Annotated in this window: 12 protein-coding genes; 5 read left to right on the top strand and 7 right to left on the bottom strand. The window is 74.5% G+C overall.

The window, feature by feature from the left end; translation table 11 throughout:
• The first annotated feature begins 2 nt into the window (after nt 1-2).
• Nucleotides 3-1,646 (top strand): glycoside hydrolase family 13 protein, encoded by a 1,644-nt coding sequence (locus tag AB0H28_RS17325; RefSeq protein WP_358040859.1) that lies wholly within the window; start codon nt 3-5, stop codon nt 1,644-1,646.
• Nucleotides 1,647-1,698: 52 nt separating this feature from the next.
• Here AB0H28_RS17325 and AB0H28_RS17320 read toward each other — a convergent pair whose 3' ends face one another.
• The 3 genes from AB0H28_RS17320 to xylA form a co-directional block, all read right to left on the bottom strand.
• The gene (locus AB0H28_RS17320; RefSeq protein WP_358040543.1) at nt 1,699-3,135 is read right to left on the bottom strand and encodes an MFS transporter; all 1,437 of its coding nucleotides are present in this window, start codon (nt 3,133-3,135) and stop codon (nt 1,699-1,701) included.
• A gap of 114 nt (nt 3,136-3,249) precedes the next feature.
• Nucleotides 3,250-4,824, bottom strand: coding sequence for an FGGY family carbohydrate kinase (locus AB0H28_RS17315; RefSeq protein WP_358040540.1), 1,575 nt, complete (start codon nt 4,822-4,824; stop codon nt 3,250-3,252).
• Between the two features lie 11 nt (nt 4,825-4,835).
• A complete protein-coding gene (gene xylA, locus AB0H28_RS17310; protein ID WP_358040537.1) occupies nt 4,836-6,023 on the bottom strand; it encodes a xylose isomerase in 1,188 nt (395 codons plus the stop codon).
• A gap of 49 nt (nt 6,024-6,072) precedes the next feature.
• Between xylA and AB0H28_RS17305 the strand changes: the two genes are divergently transcribed.
• Entirely contained in the window at nt 6,073-7,332 is a 1,260-nt protein-coding gene (locus AB0H28_RS17305; RefSeq protein WP_358040534.1) for an ROK family protein, read from the top strand.
• 26 nt (nt 7,333-7,358) lie between these two features.
• Here AB0H28_RS17305 and AB0H28_RS17300 read toward each other — a convergent pair whose 3' ends face one another.
• Complete coding sequence (locus AB0H28_RS17300) at nt 7,359-7,484, bottom strand: hypothetical protein (protein WP_358040531.1); 126 nt, start codon at nt 7,482-7,484, stop codon at nt 7,359-7,361.
• Between the two features lie 117 nt (nt 7,485-7,601).
• On the opposite strand from AB0H28_RS17300, the gene AB0H28_RS17295 reads away from it, so the two are divergent.
• Both AB0H28_RS17295 and AB0H28_RS17290 read left to right on the top strand, forming a co-directional pair.
• Complete coding sequence (locus AB0H28_RS17295) at nt 7,602-9,191, top strand: PP2C family protein-serine/threonine phosphatase (RefSeq protein WP_358040528.1); 1,590 nt, start codon at nt 7,602-7,604, stop codon at nt 9,189-9,191.
• A complete protein-coding gene (locus tag AB0H28_RS17290; protein ID WP_358040526.1) occupies nt 9,188-10,180 on the top strand; it encodes a cobalamin-dependent protein in 993 nt (330 codons plus the stop codon). Before AB0H28_RS17295 ends, AB0H28_RS17290 begins: the two co-directional genes overlap by 4 nt.
• A gap of 16 nt (nt 10,181-10,196) precedes the next feature.
• On the opposite strand, the gene AB0H28_RS17285 is transcribed toward AB0H28_RS17290, so the two are convergent.
• The gene (locus AB0H28_RS17285) at nt 10,197-10,766 is read right to left on the bottom strand and encodes a MarR family winged helix-turn-helix transcriptional regulator (protein ID WP_358040856.1); all 570 of its coding nucleotides are present in this window, start codon (nt 10,764-10,766) and stop codon (nt 10,197-10,199) included.
• Nucleotides 10,767-10,861: 95 nt separating this feature from the next.
• Between AB0H28_RS17285 and AB0H28_RS17280 the strand changes: the two genes are divergently transcribed.
• Nucleotides 10,862-11,995 (top strand): PP2C family protein-serine/threonine phosphatase, encoded by a 1,134-nt coding sequence (locus AB0H28_RS17280; RefSeq protein ID WP_358040523.1) that lies wholly within the window; start codon nt 10,862-10,864, stop codon nt 11,993-11,995.
• On the opposite strand, the gene AB0H28_RS17275 is transcribed toward AB0H28_RS17280, so the two are convergent.
• Nucleotides 11,989-13,470, bottom strand: coding sequence for a sugar transferase (locus AB0H28_RS17275; protein WP_358040520.1), 1,482 nt, complete (start codon nt 13,468-13,470; stop codon nt 11,989-11,991). The genes AB0H28_RS17280 and AB0H28_RS17275 overlap by 7 nt on opposite strands.
• A gap of 214 nt (nt 13,471-13,684) precedes the next feature.
• Nucleotides 13,685-15,439 carry a substrate-binding domain-containing protein gene (locus AB0H28_RS17270; RefSeq protein WP_358040517.1) on the bottom strand — a complete coding sequence of 585 codons (1,755 nt, stop codon included), beginning with the start codon at nt 15,437-15,439 and terminating at the stop codon, nt 13,685-13,687.
• Between the last annotated feature and the right edge of the window lie 146 nt (nt 15,440-15,585).

Here is a 15,585-nt window from a genome sequence, read left to right as displayed (position 1 = left end):
CGCTGAACACCGACGCGACGAAGCAGGCCCCGGCCACCGGCTGGTGGACCGAGGCGGTCATCTACCAGGTCTACCCGCGCTCGTTCGCCGATTCCGACGGCGACGGCATCGGTGACCTGCCGGGCATCACGGCCCGGCTCGACCACCTCGCCGAGCTGGGGGTCGACGCGGTCTGGCTGTCCCCGTTCTATCCGTCCCCGCAGGCCGACGCCGGCTACGACGTGGCCGACTACCGGGACGTCGACCCGCTCTTCGGCACCCTGGCCGACGCCGACACGCTGATCAACGAGGCGAAGGCCCGCAACCTGCGCGTGATCGTCGACCTGGTGCCCAACCACACCTCGTCCGCGCACCGCTGGTTCACCGCGGCCGTGGCCGCCGCGCCGGGCAGCCCGGAGCGGCAGCGCTACGTCATCCGCGACGGCAAGGGCCCGGACGGCGCCGAGCCGCCGAACGACTGGGAGAGCGTGTTCGGCGGCCCGGCCTGGACCCGGCTGCCCGACGGCCAGTGGTATCTGCACCTGTTCGACACCGGCCAGCCCGACCTCAACTGGGACAACCCGCAGGTCCGCGAGGAGTTCCTCGACGTCCTGCGGTTCTGGCTGGACCGGGGCGTGGACGGGTTCCGGGTGGACGTGGCGCACGGCCTGATCAAGCAGGCCGACCTGGCCGACTGGCAGGAGCCGCAGGAGATCCTCTCCGGCAGCGAGACGGACAAGCCACGCCCGCCGATGTGGGACCAGGACGGCGTGCACGAGATCTACCGGCAGTGGCGGCGGCTGCTCGACTCGTACCCCGGCCAGCGGGTCCTGGTCGCCGAGGCGTGGGTGGAACCGGCCGAGCGGCTGGCCCGCTACGTCCGGCCGGACGAGATGCACCAGGCGTTCAACTTCGAGTACCTGATGGCCGCCTGGACCGCGCCCGCCCAGTACGCGGTGATCACCCGCTCGCTGGAGGCCACCGACGCGGTCGGCGCGCCCACCACCTGGGTGCTGTCCAACCACGACGTGGTCCGGCACGCCTCCCGGCTCGGGCTGACCACTGCCGGCGGTCGGATGAACGGCATCGGCGTCGACGACCCGCAACCGGACGCGGCCCTGGGCCTGCGCCGGGCCCGAGCGGCCAGCCTGCTGATGCTCGCCCTGCCCGGCTCGGCCTACCTCTACCAGGGCGAGGAACTGGGGCTCCCGGAGCACACCACGCTGCCCGACGAGGCCCGGCAGGACCCGACCTGGGCCCGCAGCGGGCACACCCAGCGCGGCCGGGACGGCTGCCGGGTGCCGATCCCGTGGGAGGCCGACGCCCCGTCGTACGGCTTCGGCCCGACCGACGCGAGCTGGCTGCCCCAGCCGCCGGTCTGGGCCGAGTACGCGCTGGACCGCCAGCGCGGGGTGCCCGGCTCGACGTACGAGCTCTACCGCACGGCGCTGCGGCTGCGCCGCGAGCACGCGCTGGCGCGGGGGCCGCTGCGCTTCCTGTCCTCCGGTGACGAGGTGCTGACGTTCACCAACGGCGACCTCACCGTGCTGACCAACTTCGGCCCCGAGCCGGTGCCGTTGCCCGCCGGCGCGACGGTGCTGGTGTCCAGCGCCCCCCTCCTCGACGGCACGTCCGTCCCCACCGACGTCACCGTGTGGTGGGTGTAAGGAGGGGCCCCCGGTTAACGCCTGCGGTATAGCAGGGGCCCCCTCTCAACGCTCAACGCTCGGAGGGGGCCCCGCCTTCGAGGCGGTCGGCGCGGGTGTGCAGGAGCGTGTGCACCTGGGCGATGTCGCGGGGTGAGGTGCGGGCCGCCAACCCGTACATGATCCCGGTCGGCACGAAGAACAACTGGAACGCGGCCAGCCCGACGGCGTAGTTCAACGGCGGCGGGAAGGCCACCCGCAGCGCGGCGAACGCCACCCCGACCAGCCCGTTGCCGGCCGCCCGCCCCACGCCGTTGACCAGGTTGCCGAGGCTGTAGACGGTGCCCCGGTGCTCGGGCGGGTTCACGTCGGCGATCAACGCGAACCAGTTGGGCGAGTTGGCCGAGGTGAGCGCCAGCGCGACCACGGCGGTGAGCAGGCTCAGCCCGACCGTGGGCTCGGTCAGCACGCTGGACAGCACGGCCGCCACCACCGCGCCGGACCCACCGCCGTCGGGCACGTCGATGTGGATCGGCACGAAGAACAGGACCAGGTAGAACGGTACGGCCGCGAGAATGCCCACGGCCGCGACCAGGGCCCGGCCGCTCGGCGTACGCCGTTGCAGCGCGTCGCCGACCAGCCCGCCCACGATGGAAAGCACGCCGCCGAGCTGGAACAGCGTGGCGAACACGCTGCCCACCACTACGGCGGTGGCCGCCGAGTAGCCCTGCGCCTCGGCCCGCTGACTGAACAGCACCGGCAGCCAGACCAGCGAGCCGAACGCGGCCTGGGCGGTGAGCCCCTGCAGGATCAGCCATCGGTTGGTCCGCCGGGCCAGGATCCGGGGCAGGTCGGCGCGACTGATCCGGTAGTCGTACTCGCCGCCGGCGTCGAGCGCCCCGGCCAGCTCCGGCTCGCTCTGCCCGCGCGCGACGTCGTACGTGAACAGGTAGGCCACGGTGGCGGCCAGGCCCACGCCGGCCAGCAGCAGGAACGGCCGCCGCCAGTCGGTCGCGCCGAGCAGGCCCCCGGCCAGGGTGCCGGCCAGCGTGCCGACGCCCTGGGACAGCCCCCAGAAGCTCATCACCAGGCCACGCCGGCGCGGTGAGATCAGGTCGGTGACCACGGAGAACCCGACCGAACCGACCGCGCCCAGCCCGACCGCGGCGACGAGCTGGGCGGCCAGGAACGTCGGGTACCGCTCGGCCAGCGCGCTGCCGCCGGTGCCGGCCGCCCAGAGCAGGGTGCCGACCATGAGCAGCGGCTTGCGGTTGGTGCGGTCGCCGACGTACGCCCAGCCCACCGCCGCCACCGCGCTGACCAGGAAGCTGACGGCGGTGACCAGGCCGAGCAACCGCTGCGGTACGCCGAGCGCGCCGGAGATCGGCCCGTACAGCGGTGGCACCAGGCCGATCGCCACGTTGTCCAGCGAGGCGAGCAGGACGAAGATCACGACGCTGTAGAGCCGGTGCGCCGCGTTCCCGCGCCGGAGGATCATCGTGCCGCTCATGCCGGCAGCCAACCAGGCTCACGCCCGGCGCGCACCACGACCCCCCCGGCGCGTCGCGTTCGGTGTTAAGCAGGGGCCCCTCCTATGCGGAATGCGTTAACCGGGGGCCCCTGCTTACCCGCGGGCGCGGGCGTAGCGCTCGCGGATGGCGGGGACGGCGTCGGCGGTGTACTCCTCGGTGTCCCCGACCGACCAGGCGGGCGGGGCGTCGCCGCCCAGCGCCACCCAGGCCGCCTGCCGGGCCGCACCGTCCGCGACGTACTCCCCGGGCGGGGGGACCACCACCGGGCGGCCGAAGACCTGCGGGGCGATCCGCCGCACCGCGGCGGATCGGGCGCCGCCGCCGACCAGGATGATCCGCTCGGCGCGGGCGCCCTGGGCGAGCAGCGCGTCGAGACCGTCGGCCAGCCCGCAGAGCATGCCCTCGACGGCGGCCCGGGCCAGGTGGGCCGGGGTGGCGGTGCCCAGCGTGAGGCCGTGCAACGTGCCGGTGGCGTCCGGCCGGTTCGGGGTGCGCTCCCCCTCCAGGTAGGGCACCAGGACCAGCCCGTCCGCGCCCGGCGGGGCGGAGAGGGCCAGCTCGCCGAGCGTGTCGAGGTCGACGCCGAGCAGGGTTGCCGCGGCGTCCAGCACCCGGGCCGCGTTGAGCGTGCAGACCAGCGGCAGGAACCGGCCGGTGGCGTCGGCGAAGCCGGCCACCGCGCCACCGGCGTCGGCGGCCGGGGCGTCGGCGACCGCGAAGACGGTGCCGGAGGTGCCGATCGAGACGACCACGTCGCCCGGACCGGCGCCGACGCCGAGCGCCGCCGCGGCGTTGTCCCCGGTCCCCGGACCGAGCAGGACCGGGCCGGGCCCCCGGCCGTCGCCCGCGCCGGACGGACCAGCCGCGCCGGACGGACCGGCCATGTCAGACCCCGGGCCGGACGGACCAGCCATGCCAGACCCCGGGCCGGACGGACCAGCCGCGCCGGACGGACCGGCCATGCCGGACCCCGGACCGCCGCCAGGTGGGGCGTCGCCGAGCACCGCCGGGTCGACCCGGCCGGCCGCCTCGGCCGGGCCCAGCACGACCGGCACCCGGATCCGCCTGCCGAAGGCCCGTTCCAGCAGGTCGAGCCGGTAGTCTCCGGTACGCGGCGACCAGTAGCCGGTGCCGCTGGCGTCGCCCCGGTCGGTGCGCAGCGCGGCCAGGCCGGGCGCCCCGGCCAGCTTCCAGGTCAGCCAGTCGTGCGGCAGGCAGACCGCGGCCACCCGGTCGGCGTTGGCCGGCTCGTGCCGGGCCAGCCAGCGCAGCTTGGTGGCGGTGAAGCTGGCCACCGGCACCGCGCCGGTCGCGTCGGCCCAGAACCGGCGGCCGGTCTCCCCGCCACCGGCCTCCTCGACGAGTTCCCGGGCCGCGTCGGCGGAACGGGTGTCGTTCCACAGCAGCGCCGGACGGACCACCTCACCCGCCTCGTCCAGGCAGACCATGCCGTGCTGCTGGCCGCCGACCGAGACGGCGGCGACGTCGGCCAGCCCGCCGGCCTCGGCCACGGCTGCCCGCAGGGCGTCCCACCAGGCGTGCGGGTCGACCTCGGTGCCGGGCGGGTGCGGCGCGCGGCCCTGCCGGGCCAGCGCGCCGGTCTCCGCGTCCCGGACAACCACCTTGCAGGACTGGGTCGACGAGTCGACTCCGGCGACGAGCGGCATGGCGGGCCGCCTCAGCGCGCGCCGAGCACGTGCTCGACGGCGAGCTGGTTGAGCCGGACGAAGCCGAAGCCCTTCGCCCCGGTGGCGTCCGGGTCGAACTCCTCGAACGCGGTCCGGTCGGCGAGCAGCTCCGCGTAGCCCTCACCGGGGTTCAGCGTCGGGGTGGCCAGCTCGGCCACCCGGGCGGCGGCGAGCGCCTCGGCCACCTCCGGGTCGGCGCGGAACGCCGCGGCCCGCTCCTTGAGCAGCAGGTAGGTGCTCATGTTGGCAGCCGCCGAGGCCCACACTCCGTCCATGTCCTCGGTGCGCGAGGGCTTGTAGTCGAAGTGCCGCGGGCCGTCGTAGGCCGGGCCGCCGTTCGGGCCGCCGTGCTCCAGCAGGTCGACCAGGGCGAACGCGTTGAGCAGGTCGCCGTGGCCGAAGACCAGATCCTGGTCGTACTTGATGCCGCGCTGGCCGTTGAGGTCGATGTGGAACAGCTTGCCCTGCCAGAGCGCCTGGGCGATGCCGTGGGCGAAGTTCAGCCCGGCCATCTGCTCGTGGCCGACCTCCGGGTTGAGCCCGACCATCTCGGGGCGGGCCAGGGTGGAGATGAAGCCGAGCGCATGGCCGACGGTGGGCAGCAGGATGTCGCCGCGGGGCTCGTTCGGCTTGGGTTCCAGCGCGAAGCGCAGGTCGTAGCCGTTGTCGACGACGTACTCGCAGAGCAGGTCGACGGCCTCGCGGTAGCGGTCCAGCGCGGCCTGGACGTCCTTGGCCACGTCGTACTCGGCGCCTTCCCGGCCGCCCCACATGACGAACGTCTTCGCGCCCATCTCGGCGGCGAGGTCGACGTTGCGCAGCACCTTGCGCAGCGCGTAACGGCGCACGTCGCGGTCGTTGCTGGTGAACCCGCCGTCCTTGAACACCGGGTGGTTGAACAGGTTCGTGGTGACCATCGGCACGACCAGGCCGGTCTCGTCGAGGGCCTTGCGGAAGCGGCTCAGCCGGGCGTCGCGGGTGGCCGCGTCCGCGCCGAACGGGACCAGGTCGTCGTCGTGGAACGTGATGCCGTACGCGCCCAGCTCGGCGAGCCGGTGCACCGCCTCGACGGCGTCCAACTCGGGGCGGGTGGCGTCGCCGAACGGGTCACGGGCCGGCCAGCCCACCGTCCAGAGGCCGAAGGAGAACTTGTCCGCGGGGGTGGGACGGGGTGCCATGGGGACCTCCGGGTGGTGTCGGCCGCGATTTGTTCAGCGGTTGAATTAAATGGCGAGGATGTGGCAGTGTCAAGTGGTGACCAGCGCCAGCACCGCCGGGGCGGTCCGGCAGGGCAGCCTGCGCGAGTTGAACCTCGCGGTGGTGCTCCGGCGGATCGCCGCCGCCGACCGCCCGCCCTCGCGCGCCGGGCTCGCCGCCGGGACCGGGCTGACCCGAGCCACCGTCTCCGCGGTCGTCGACGACCTGATCGCCGGGCGGCTCGTCGCCGAGGCGGAACCCGCCCCGCGTACCGGGGCGGGGCGGCCGGCCCGCGGCCTGGTGCTAGCCGCCGACGGCCCGGCCGGGCTGGGTCTGGAGGTGAACGTCGACTACCTCGCGGCCTGCGTGGTCGACCTGACCGGCACGGTCCGGCACCACCTGGTCCGCCGCGCCGACCTGCGTCCGGTCTCCCCCGCCGACGCGCTCGCCCGGCTGGCCGGGCTCGCCGCCGAGGCACGCGCCGCCGCCGTACGCGACGGGCTGACCCTGGCCGGCGCGGCGCTGGCCGTGCCCGGCCTGGTGGGCGACGGCGGCCTGGTCCGGCTCGCCCCGAACCTCGGCTGGCGGGACGTGGACGTGCCGGACCTGCTGGCCGGGCGCCCGCTCGTCGAAGCGGTCGACGGCGTCCCGCCGCTGGTGGTCGACAACGAGGCCAACCTGGCCGCGCTCGGCGAGCTGTACGCCGGCCCGGCCGGTCCGCGCAGTTTCCTGCACGTCACCGGCGAGATCGGCATCGGCGCCGGCATCGTGCTCGACGGCGCGCTCTACCGGGGCGCCCGCGGCTGGAGCGGAGAGATCGGTCACATCCCGGTGCAGCCACAGGGCCGGCCGTGCCGCTGCGGCGGCCAGGGCTGCCTGGAGCGGTACGCCGGCCAGGAGGCGATCCTGGCCGCCGCCGGGCTGCCCGGCGCGGAGCTGCCCGCCGACACCGCCGCGACCCGCCTGGCCGACCTGGCCGGCGGCGGCGACCCGACCACGCTCGCCGCGCTCGCCGACGCCGGCACCGCGCTCGGGGTGGCGGTGGCGGGCGTGGTCAACCTGCTGGATCTGGACACTGTGGTGCTCGGCGGCGGATACGCGCCGCTCGCGCCCTGGCTGTGCCCGCCGGTGGTGGCGGAGATCTCCCGGCGGGTGCTGACCGCCGCGTGGTCCCCGGTCACGGTGCGGCCCGCCGTGCTCGGGGCCCAGTCCGCCGCGGTCGGCGGAGCCACCTCGGTGGTCCGCCGGATCGTCGACCGCCCGGTCGGTTGGCTGGCCCGGACGCCCTGATCGGAGCCGTCCTCGACGGGCATTCGTCAGCCCCGCTCGGTACGCTTGCCGAGAGGCAACCTGTCCGCCGAGACGACCTGGCCGCTGGACGAGACGATCTGGCCGCTGGACGAGACGACCTGTCCGCCGAACGAGGAGCGCACCGACAGCATGCACACGGGTCGACCGACCGAAGCGCCCGGCCGCCGGCGGTGACCGCCGCGCGTCGGGGTGGCGTCGCCGGGCCGGTCAGCGGCGGTGGACCCGCCCCTCGGAAACGACCCCGGCGGGTGACCGGGGTCGCGTTGCCGGCCGACGACCGGCTCGCCCGTGAGCTGCTGGACGGGCTGGCGGAGGCGGTCGTGACGATCGACCCGGGCGGTGTGGTGACCCTCGTCAACGCCATGGCGGCGGAGCTGCTGCCCGAGTTGGCGCCCGGCGTCGGCCTGTCCGGGTGCCGGGTGCCCGCGCTGGCCAGGGCGGCCCGCGACAACGCCGACACCTTCGAGGCCGAGCACCGCGGCCGGCGGTTGCGCGGCCTGCGTCGCGAGCTGGCCGGCGACCGGTGCGCCTGGTACGTGCGGGACGTCACCGAGGAGCAGGCGCGCACGGACGCGCTGCTCGCCGAGCGGTCCCGCACCGCCTTCCTGGCCCGGGCCGGGAGCCGCCTCGGGCTCTCCCTGCACCGCGAGCAGACCCTGCGCACCGCCGTGACCCTGCCGGTGCCCTACCTGGCCGACGTGGCACTTGTGGTGCACCGACCGCCGCCACCGGCCGAGGACGAGCCGCACTGGATCCGCTACGCCACCGGTGACACCGCCCCGGTCGCCGGCGTCGCCGGCTGGCCGGCGGCGGAATCGGTCCCCGGCCTGGTCGAGGCGCTCGACGGCGACGTCACCGAGCCCAGCCCCTGGCTCGACGCCGAGCTGGCCGACCTGGCCGAGGTCCTCCCGGCCGGCTTCGGCCGGCCGGGCACCGTGCTGATCAGCCCGATGCCCAGCGCCGGCGGGCCGGCCGGGGCGCTGATCCTGGCCCGCCACCCCGACCGCGCCGGGTTCGACCAGCGGGAGATCGCGCTGGCCCGGGAGTTCGCCGGCCGGGCCGGCGCCGCGCTGGCCGCGGCCGAGCTGTACGGCGAGCAGACCCACCTGGCCCGGGTGCTGCAGAACAGCCTGCTTCCGCCGAAGCTGCCGCGGCTGACCGGGATGACCCTGGCCGGGGGCTACCGGGCGGCCGGCGACAGCCTGCGCATCGGTGGCGACTTCTACGACCTGTTCCCCACCCCGGCCGGCGGCCTCTTCGCGCTCGGCGACGTCTGCGGCAAGGGCGTGGGGGCGGCGGTGCTGACCGGGCGGGTCCGCCAGTCGTTGCAGACCCTGCGCCTGGTCGAGCAGCGCCCCCGGGAGCTGATGGAACTGCTCAATCGGGCGCTGCTGGACGCGCCGGGCGCGGCTGCGCGGGCCCAGTTCACCACGCTGCTGCTCGGCACGCTGAGCCGGGAGCCCGACGGCGGCCTGCTGGTCCGGCTGGCCGGCGGCGGGCATCCCGCGCCACTTGTCGTCCGTGCCCGCGGCGGGATCGACGTGGTCCGGGTGGGCGGCATGCCGGTGGGCGCGCTGACCGCCGCGAGATTCGCCGGCGCCGACGTGCGTCTGGCCCCGGGTGACCTGCTGCTGGCCTACACCGACGGGGTGACCGAGGCCCGCGGCGGTCCCACCGAGCCGGCCATGTTCGGCGAGGACCGGCTGCGGCAGGCGCTCGTCTCCGGGGCCGGGCTGCCGCCCGCCGCACTTGTCGACCGGGTGCTCCAACTGGTCGACGAGTGGCTCGACGGGCAGCCGCACGACGACATCGCCATGCTGGCCGTGGCCGCCTCGTGAGTCCGGGCGGCCGGATCGGGCCGGCGACCCTCATCACCTACCTCGACCACCTGGAGCGGGCCGACCGGGCCGGCGCCGTGGCGCTGGCCCAGGGTCTGCTGGCCGACGGCTGCTCGGTCGCGGACGTGCTTGTCGACCTGGTCGCGGTGGCGCAGCGGGAAATCGGCCGACGCTGGCTCAGCGGTTCCTGGAGCGTCGCCCAGGAGCACGCCGCCACCCACGTCAGCGAGCTGGTGGTCGACGCGCTGGGCGCGGCCGTCGGCGCACCGCACCGCGGCCACGTCGTGGTGGCCTGCGTCGAGGGCGAATGGCACGCGTTGGCCGCCCGGATCGTCAGCGAGGTGGTCCGGGCAGCCGGCTGGCGGGTGACGTTCCTGGGCGCCAGCGTGCCGGCCCGGCACCTGGTCTCCTACCTGCACCAGAGCGGCCCGGACGCGGTGTTGCTGAGCTGCGTGCAACCCAACCGGCTGGTCCGGGCGGCGCGGATGGTGGAGGCCAGCCGGGCCGCCGGGGTGCCGGTGGTGGCCGGCGGCCCCGGCTTCGGCCCCGAGGGCCGGTGGGCGACGGCGGTCGGGGCGGCGGCCTGGGGAGCCAGCGCCCGGGACGCGGTACGGCTGCTGGCCGGGCCGCTGCCGGCCGGCACGCACACCGGCCCACAACCGCCCCCCGACGACGAGTACGTCCCGGTGCTGCACCGTCGGCGGGAGCTGGTGCGGCTCGCGCTGGCGGCGGTGGACCCACCGGAGGCGACCGCCGAGGACGTCGCCGCCGGTATCGCGCACCTGGTGGACGCCCTGATCGCCGCGGCGCGGGTGGACGACGACCGGCTGTTGCTGGAGTTCGTCGCGTGGCAGGAGGAGGCGCTCACCGCCCGGGGCGGCCGGCGCCTGCTGGACGAGGTCCTCGCCGCCCTGGAGCGGGCCCTGGCCGAGCATCCCCGGGTGGCCGCTCGGGTGCGGCACGCCCGGGCGGCGGTCACCGCGGGCTGACCGCCGTCGGTGGGCCTCAGGCGGTGCGGACCACCGGGGGTCCGTCCGGCGGTATCGGCTCGCCGGGCCGGTGCGTGACCGCCGGTCGGGACGGCGCGGGCAGGTCCGCCGGGGCATCCCCGTTCCGCTCCCCCGACGGCTGCAACACCGGCCAGCCCTCGGCCACCGCCGCCGCGTCCCGGCGGCCGATCTCGTCGAACTCGCGCATCCCGCGCAGCAACGCCACCCGCCCGTCCGGGCTCATCGCGTTCAGGATCCGGGTCAACCGGCGCCGCCGCTCGGCACGCAGCCCGGCAAGGAGCCGCTTCGCCTCCGGGGTGAGGTGCAGCGAGATCTCCCGGCGGTCGTGGCGGCCCGGCTCCCGCTCCAGCATGCCGGCGGCCACCAGGCGGTCGCAGAGCCGGCTGGCGGAGGAGAGCAGCATGTCGGTCAGTGAGGCGAGCCGACGGAGATTGATCCCGTCGTACTGCTCCACGACCATGACGGCGCGTAACTGCGCCCCGGAGAGTCGGCTGGTGGTCTGCTCCCGGGCCGCCTCCCAGACGGCGAGCAGGGTGCCCGCTGCCTCGTCCAGGGCGGCGGACATACTCACCTGAGGTCCCACGGGACCGGGCTCCTCGGTCATGGTGGGCCCGACACTACCCCCCGGACCAGCCCGGCGACCTGTGCGAAGGAGCAAGGATGAGCGACGCGGAGGCTCGCGCGCGCCAGATCGTGACGGACGCGCCGACCGATCTCATCGTGGACCGACTCGCCGCCGAGCTGCTGCGCACGTACGGGATCACCCGCACCGAGCTCTACCAGGTCGACTACCGGCTCGCCGAACTGCTGCCGCTGCACGGCGGCGAGCCGGTCACCGGCCCCGGCCACCCGGCCTGGCACGCCTTCGACCGGCAGGAGCCGATGGTGGCCGACGGCACCGGCTGGTTCCCGGTGGGGATGCGGGGCGAGCGGCGCGGGGTGCTCCGGGTCTCGCCGATGCCGGCCGACCCGGACGCCCGGCGCGAACTGGACCTCATCGCCACCGTGCTCGGGCACGAGCTGGCCGCCGTCACCTCGACCACCGACATCTACCTGACCGCCCGGCGCAGCCGGCGGCTCACCCTGGCCGCCGAGATGCAGTGGGAGCTGCTGCCCGGGCGCAGCCGGATCCGTCCGTCGTTCAGCCTGGCCGGGCAGTTGGAACCGGCGTACGCGGTGCGCGGGGACAGCTTCGACTGGTCGGACGACGGCCACCGGCTCTGGCTGGCGGTGCTCAACGGCTTCGGCGAGGGGGTGGCCGCGGCGCTGCTCACCTCGCTGGCCACCTACGCGCTGCGCAACGCTCGCCGCGCCCGGCTCGGCCTGGCCGACCAGGCCGCCCTGGCCGACCAGGCGATCTACGCGCAGCATCGGGGCGAACAGCACCTCTCCGTGCTCCTGATGGAGCTGGACCTGACCACCGGGGCGCTGGCCGCGGTCGACGCCGGATCGCCGCACCTGATCCGGCTGCGCGGCGGTGAGGTGACCCAGCAGGTGTTGGACAAGCAGTTCCCGCTCGGCATGTTCGACGGCACCGACTACCGGGAGCAGCGGTTCCAGCTCGAGCGGGGGGACCGGCTCTTCGTGGTCAGCGACGGGGTGGTCGACGCCGGCGCCGAACAGATCCGCTACGGCGAGTCGGCCCTGGACCGGTTCCTGCGCCGTACCGGCCCGCTGGAGCCGTTGGACGCCGTCCGGTCGCTGATCGGCGACCTGCGGGCGTTCGTCGCCGGTGACCTGGTGGACGACGCGGTGGTGGTCTGCCTGGACTGGCTGGGCCCGCAGCCTCAGTAGGCGCCGCGGCTGCCCAGCACCGCGCCGAACGTCTTCCAGAGGATGGTCAGGTCGGCCGCGAGCGACCAGTTCTCCACGTAGTAGAGGTCGAGCCGGATACCGTCCTCCCAGCTGAGGTCGGACCGGCCGCTGACCTGCCAGAGACCGGTCATGCCCGGCTTGACCAGCAGTCGGCGGGCCACGTCGCCGTCGTAGCGGGCCACCTCGGAGGGCAGCGGCGGGCGGGGACCGACCAGGCTCATCTGGCCGAGCAGCACGTTGGCGAGCTGGGGCAGCTCGTCCAGCGACCACTTGCGCAGCAGCCGGCCGGTCCGGGTCACCCGGGGGTCGTCGCGCATCTTGAACATCAGGCCGTCGGTTTCGTTGCGCGCGGCCAGCTCGGCGAGCAGGGCGTCGGCGTTGATCACCATGGTGCGGAACTTGAACACGCCGAACTCCTCGCCGCCCTGGCCGACCCGGGTCTGCCGGAACAGCACCGGGCCGCGGCTGTCCAGCTTGATGGCGAGCGCGAGCACCACCAGCAGCGGCGACAGCAGGAGCAGGGCGATCAGTGAGAGCGACCGGTCGACGAACCCCTTGACCAGCTTGCGGGCGCCGCGGAACTCGGGCGCCTCGACGTGGATCAGCGGCAGGCCGGCGACCGGACGGGTGTGGATGCGCGGGCCGGCCACGTCGGTCAGCGCCGGGGCCACCACCAGGTCCACCCCGGTGCCCTCCAGCTGCCAGCCGAGGCGGCGCAGCCGGGTCGCGGTCAGCTCGCCGGAGGCGGTGACCGCCACCGTGTCCGCGCCGATCGCGGTGGCCGCCTCCGGGATGCCCCGGAACGACCCGACCACCGGCACGTCGCCGAGGCGCTGCGGCACCGGGGCGAGCAGCGCGTCCGGGATGCAGGCACCGACCACCTGGTAGCCGGCGTAGGGCTCCCGGCGCAGCGTGTGCACCAACTCCAGCACGTGCGCGGTGTCGCCGACCACCAGCACCTTGCGCGACCAGCCGGCGCCCCGGTCACGGGCCCGGTGCAGCCGTTTGCGGGCGGCGAACCGCGCCACTTCCAGCCCGATCGTGCCGACCGCGAAGGAGATGGCCAGGAAACCCCGGGAGACCCCGACGTCGGCGATGTAGCCGGCGATGGCGATGCCACCGGCCAGCCGCAGGCTCGCCGCGCTGACCCGTCGGTACTCGTCCGCGCCGTAGCCGAGCACCTGGTCGTCGTAGCAGCGCATGGCCTTCAGCGAGACCAGCCAGACCAGCAGCAGCACCGGGGCGACCACCACGTAGGGGATCTCCGAACCGCTGGGTTGCTCGTCACCGAACCGGGCCAGGTAGCCGACCAGGATGGCCACGGCCAGCACGGCGGTGTCGAGCACCACCAGGACCCGGATGTAGGCCCGTTCCGCGGCTCGTGTCGTCGCGCCGGGTCGCTCGCCCCCCGGTCGTGACGTCCTGGCAGGAGTCAACAGCGTCGCCGAGGTCACCGGCCCTCCCCCACTCAACTCACCGACCGCCCCGCTACCGCGCGGTCCCGCCCCGGGATCCGCGGTCGAGGCACTCGGACATCATGCCAGGACAATTATGGTCACCGATTGATTCGGACACATTACCGTCAGTTCACTTCTCGTACCTTGACCCGGGAAGCCTTCCGCCGTACCGGATTTCCCGGTACGGCGGAGCCTGGCACTGAGTCGCAGGTCAGCGCGGTGCGGGGGGCCGCAGCGCGATCGCCTGGAGGAAGATCTCCCCGATCTTGCTCGGGTCGGTGGTCACGAAGGCACCACCGCCGGAGGCGTCGGTGATGGACTTGAGCTCAGCCCGGTTCACCTCGGTGCCGATACCGATGATGATCACCTGCACCGGCTGCTCGTCGTCCTTGAGCTTCTTGATCTGGGCCAGCAGCTCCTTCTGCGAGATGCCGTTGTCGTCCTCGTTCTTGCCGTCGGTGAAGAGCACGATCGAGTTGACCTTGCCCGGTTCCCAGTCCTGCTGGACCTTCTTGTACGCCGCGAGCACGGTGTCGTAGAGGCCGGTGTCACCGCTGGAGGGCCGGACGGAGGCGAGGCCGCGCTGGAGCTCACCCCGGTTGCTCGACAGCGGCCGGATCCCGACCAGTTCCTGCCAGTCCTGCGAGCCCTGCAGCTTGGTGGAGAAGGTCCACAGGCCGATCGACCACGAGTCGTCGAAGAGCCCCAGGCCCTGACTCGCCGCCGCCACCGTGACCTGCTCGCGGCTGGCCCCGTTGGCGGTGGCCACCGGCTTCTTCATCGAGCCGGACACGTCGATGACGCAGAGCATGCGGCCCGACTGGGTGGCCACCGACCAGGTGGTGGTCGCGGTCGAGATGGCAACCGGGTCGAGGTCGGCCGCGCCACCCTGACCGGACGGCGGGACCTGCTTCTCCCCGCCGTTGGCCGGGCTCGGCGCGCCGGTCGGCGCCTGGAAGCCGTTGCCCCAGTTGCCGTCCGGCGCGCGCAGTGCCTGCGCCGCGAGCCGGTCCTTGAAGTCGGCCGAGCGCAGCGCCTCGAAGAGCACCCGCGCGGCCGAAGCCTTGCTCGGTTCGATGCCGGGCAGCACCGCGAACGGGAAGTCGAGCGGGATCGGCGCCGGATCCAGGTAGAGCGCGGCCAGCTTGATCGGCGGTTTCGTGTTGTTGTAGGCGATCACGTCCTCCTCGGACAGCGCCGCCGCACCCAACCCGTTCGCGATCGCCGTCGGGTCGGTCGAACGTGGGAACCGCGCGAGCAGGTCCTGCCGCAACGAGGAGCGGTTGGTGGCGAGCGCGCGCAGCGCCCCGACCATCGCCTCCTGGGCCTTCGGGGAGCCCGCCTCGCCGGTGGAGCTGGCCGCCGCGGTCAGCGAGAGCAGGCCGGACAGCCCGGCCGCGTCCTGGGTCGGCTCGACGATGCCGGCCCGCAGCGGCTTGCTGGCGGTCACCTGCTTGAGCATGTCGGACCAGCGGAGATCCTTGTCCGGCCAGCCGATCCGCGCGGCCACCGGCTCGGGCAACGCGACCACCACCGGGCTGCGCGCGATCGACGCGCCGTTGGCCGGCGCGAAGGCGCTCGCGCCACCGGCCTTGAGCCGCACCAGCCAGGTCGACGAGTCAGGCACCCAGACGTCGGGGGTGACCGAGGTGCCACTGGCCTGCCCCACCCCGGCGAGCGTGGCGCCGTGCTTGCTCGCCACGGCGGCGGCCACTTCGACCGACTCGGCGGAGACGACGTTCACCGCGATGCAGGTGCCGCCGACGGCGGCGCCGTTGGCGACCCACTCGTCGGCGGCGCCGCGGACCGCGGGGGCGATCTCCGGGGCGGCCGACACCGACAGCTCGATCCGGCCCGAGCAGTTCGGGCCGGCCAGCTGCTGGTAGCCGAACCAGGACCCGGCTACGACGGCGACGAGGGCGGTCGCCGCGGCGGCGGCACCTGCCCCACGGAGGTTGGAACGCATGCGATGGCGGCCAGACACGGTGACCATCTTGCGTATCTCGTGGGGTTACTGCCACAACCGTTCGGACGAAAGTTACGCAGGAGAAACAGTTGATCACTTTATTGATACGCTGAGTCATGCATCAGTGACCCAGGCGCCCACGATCC

Source organism: Micromonospora sp. NPDC050980, assembly GCF_040653835.1.
In the GTDB taxonomy this organism is placed as follows: Bacteria; Actinomycetota; Actinomycetes; order Mycobacteriales; family Micromonosporaceae; genus Micromonospora.
Note: the sequence above shows the minus strand (reverse complement) of the source record. Positions and strands in the feature narration are given on the sequence as shown.